Origin of the sequence: Kitasatospora sp. NPDC059462, assembly GCF_042749955.1 — a bacterium.
Classification (GTDB): Bacteria; Actinomycetota; Actinomycetes; order Streptomycetales; family Streptomycetaceae; genus Kitasatospora.
Map to the genome: position 1 here is coordinate 1 of NZ_JBHYUU010000358.1, position 2,981 is coordinate 2,981.

Below are 2,981 nucleotides of genomic sequence, written 5' to 3' on the forward strand. Positions count from 1 at the left end.
CTCACCGCCACACTCCCCCGCTACATGGTCCCCGCCGCCTTCGTCACCATCGACACCATCCCGCTCACCGCCAACGGCAAGCTCGACCACCGAGCACTCCCCACCCCCAACCGGGAGACGGCGGACGCCAACCGGCGTCACACGCCGCCCCGCACGCCGGTCGAGGAGAAGCTCGCCGCCCTGTGGTGCGAGGGTCTGGACGTCACCCGGGTCGGCGTCGAGGACAACTTCTTCGACCTCGGCGGCGACTCCATCCGCGCCGTCCGGATGCTCAACTCCGCACGTCAGGCCGGTCTGGACCTGTCGCTGTGGATGATCTACGAGGCCCGCAGCCTCGCGGAGCTCGCCGGCCTGGTCGGCAGCGGGCAGTCCGACGACGCCGACCGCTCGCCGCTCCTGCCGGGCCAGCTCCGGCTGCTGGAGGAGGGCGGGTCGCCGGCCCGTTCGGTCCGGGTGCCGGTGACCGAGCCGCTCGACCCCGAGCTCCTGGAGCAGGCGCTGGCGGCCGTGGTCGCCCAGCACGAGGCGCTGCGCTTCCGCCTGGACACCAGTGGCACCGTGCCCCGTGGCTGGACGGCGGCGCACGAGTCCGCGCAGCTGGTGCGGACGGTCGACCTGGAGTCGGTGCCGGCCGAGCGCCGGGCCGAGGAGATCGCGACGGCCACCGCGGCCGACCGCGCCGACCTGGACCCGCAGGCCGGTCCGGTGCTCAGGGCCAGTCTCTGCCGGTTCGGCGGGGACCGGGTGCTCGGCAGCGAGCAGCTCCCCGAACTCTGGCTCACCGCGTACGACCTGGCGGTCGACGCCGACTCCTGGGAGACCCTGCTGCTCGACCTCGAAGCGGCGTACCGGCGCCTCTCCGAGGGTCGGCCGGCCGAGTGGGCCCGGCCGGCGATGACCTGGCGGCAGTGGGCCGGCCGGGTGGCCAAGCGGGCGGGCGACGCGGAGATCGCCGATCAGGCGGACTTCTGGCTCAACCGGCAGCCGCAGGTGGAGCTGCCGGTCGACCACCCGGAGGCCGTGCACACCTGGGCCGGCCGGCGGACGCTCACCACAGTGCTGGCACCGGAGCCGACCGCCGCGCTGCTCGGCGGTGCCGAGGCCGAGCAGACCCTGCTCGGCGTGCTGGGGCGGGTGCTCACCCGCTGGACCGGCAACGACCGGATCGACATCGAGGTCGGCCGCGACCTCCGTCGCGAGGTTCCCGAACTCCGTGGCGCGGTCGGTGCGTTCGCCGACGCCTTCCCGGTCTCGCTGTGGCTTCCGAAGCGCCGGGACACGGCGGCCGCCGTGCGGTCGGTCTGCGAGCAGCTGCGCGGTGTGCCGGAGCCCTGGTACGGCTACGGGCTGCTGCGTCACCTCGCGCCGGACGCCGTGGTCGCCGAGGAGCTGGCCGCGCAGCCGGCCCCCCTGGTCCGCTTCTCGTTCGCCCGGCCGGAGGACTCCGCGGGCCGTGGTTCGGCCCTGTCGGGGCTCTTCCTGGCACCGCGCCGGGAGGACGAGGTCCGCGAGGGCTCGGCGGGCCGGGGGCACCAGCTGGCGGTGCGCGCCGAGGTCCAGGACGGCCGGCTGTACCTCGGCTGGACGTACAGTGCCGATCTGCACACCGAGGACACGGTGCGGGAGCTGGCCGAGAACCTGGTCGCCGAGCTGGGCACCCTGCTCGCCGCGCCCCGGGCGAACGGCGCCCGGGCGAACAGCGGGCAGACCAACAGCGGGCAGACCGACAGCGGGCAGACGAACAGCGGGCAGGCGGACGCCGGTCGGGCCGACGGCGGGCGCAGCCGCGGGGCCGCTTCGGCCATCGGCCTCGCCATGCCGGAGCTGCTGGCCCGCCACGAGGTGCCGGGCGTCAGCCTGGTGCTGATCCAGGACGGCGCGATCGCCTCGGCCGAGGCGTTCGGCACGCTGGCCGCCGGCGGCAGCGAGCCGGTCACCACCGACACGGTGTTCGCGGCCGGGTCGCTCAGCAAGCACGTCACCACCTTCGCGCTGCTCCGGCTGCTGGCCGAGCGCGGCCTGGACCTCGACGAGGACGTCAACGCGCACCTCACCTCGTGGCGGATCCCCGGCGACCCGGCACCGGCGGTGACGTTCCGTCAGTTGCTCGGCCACCTGGCCGGGTTCGCCCAGCACCCGCGGCTCAACCGGTTCGCGCCGGACGAGCCGATCCCGACGGTGCTGGACGTCCTGCACGGACGGCCGCCGGCCGTGACGCCGCCGCCCCGCTTCGCGTCGGCCCCGGGCAGCGCGTTCCTGATGAACACGCTCCACATCTCGATCCTCCAGCAGACGATGAGCGACCTCACCGGGGCGCCCTTCGACGAGGTGGTCCGGAGCCTGGTGTTCGGTCCGCTGGGGATGGCGGGGAGCAGCTTCGACCCGGCGTTCCCGAGGACGGGCGGGCGCCCGGTGGCCCTGGGCCACGACGAGCCCGGCCGGCCGCTGCCCGGCGGCTACCAGGTCTACGCGGAGTCGGCGGCCGCCGGTCTGTGGACGACGGCGACCGACCTGGCCCGGCTGGCCGTGGAGGTCCGGCGCGGCTACCTGGGGCTGCCCGGCGCGCTGCTGCCGCGGCCGCTGGTCCAGGAGATGCTGACGCCGCGTTCGGGCCGGCCGTACGGCTGGAGCACGATCGTCGACGACAGCGGGGCCGACCTGGAGTTCGGCCACGGCGGACAGGCGATCGGTTACCAGGCGATGTCCGGCCTGCGGGTCCACTCGGGGCTCGGCGGGGTGCTGCTGACCAACGCGACGGCCGGCCGGGAGCTGGTGAAGCGGGTCATCGCCGAGGTGTGGCCGAGCCAGCAGCGGCTGACCGGCCTGTGGCAGCGCGGCCTGGACGACGCCGCGGCCCGCCGGGCCGAGTCCTGACCCTCCGGGTGCGGCCGGGCCCCACCCCGCCCCGCCGCCCCCCGCCCGGACCGCTAAGAGCCGACGGGTGGGAGGGTAGTCAATTAAAACCGCGCTATGCGTCGGTC

General features: G+C 75.2%; 1 protein-coding gene. It reads left to right on the top strand.

Annotated features, from left to right (window positions below; translation table 11 throughout):
- A partial coding sequence (locus ACFXAM_RS38355) for a serine hydrolase (protein ID WP_380298535.1) occupies positions 1 to 2,874 on the top strand: 2,874 nt, incomplete at its 5' end.
- Positions 2,875 to 2,981 lie beyond the last annotated feature (107 nt).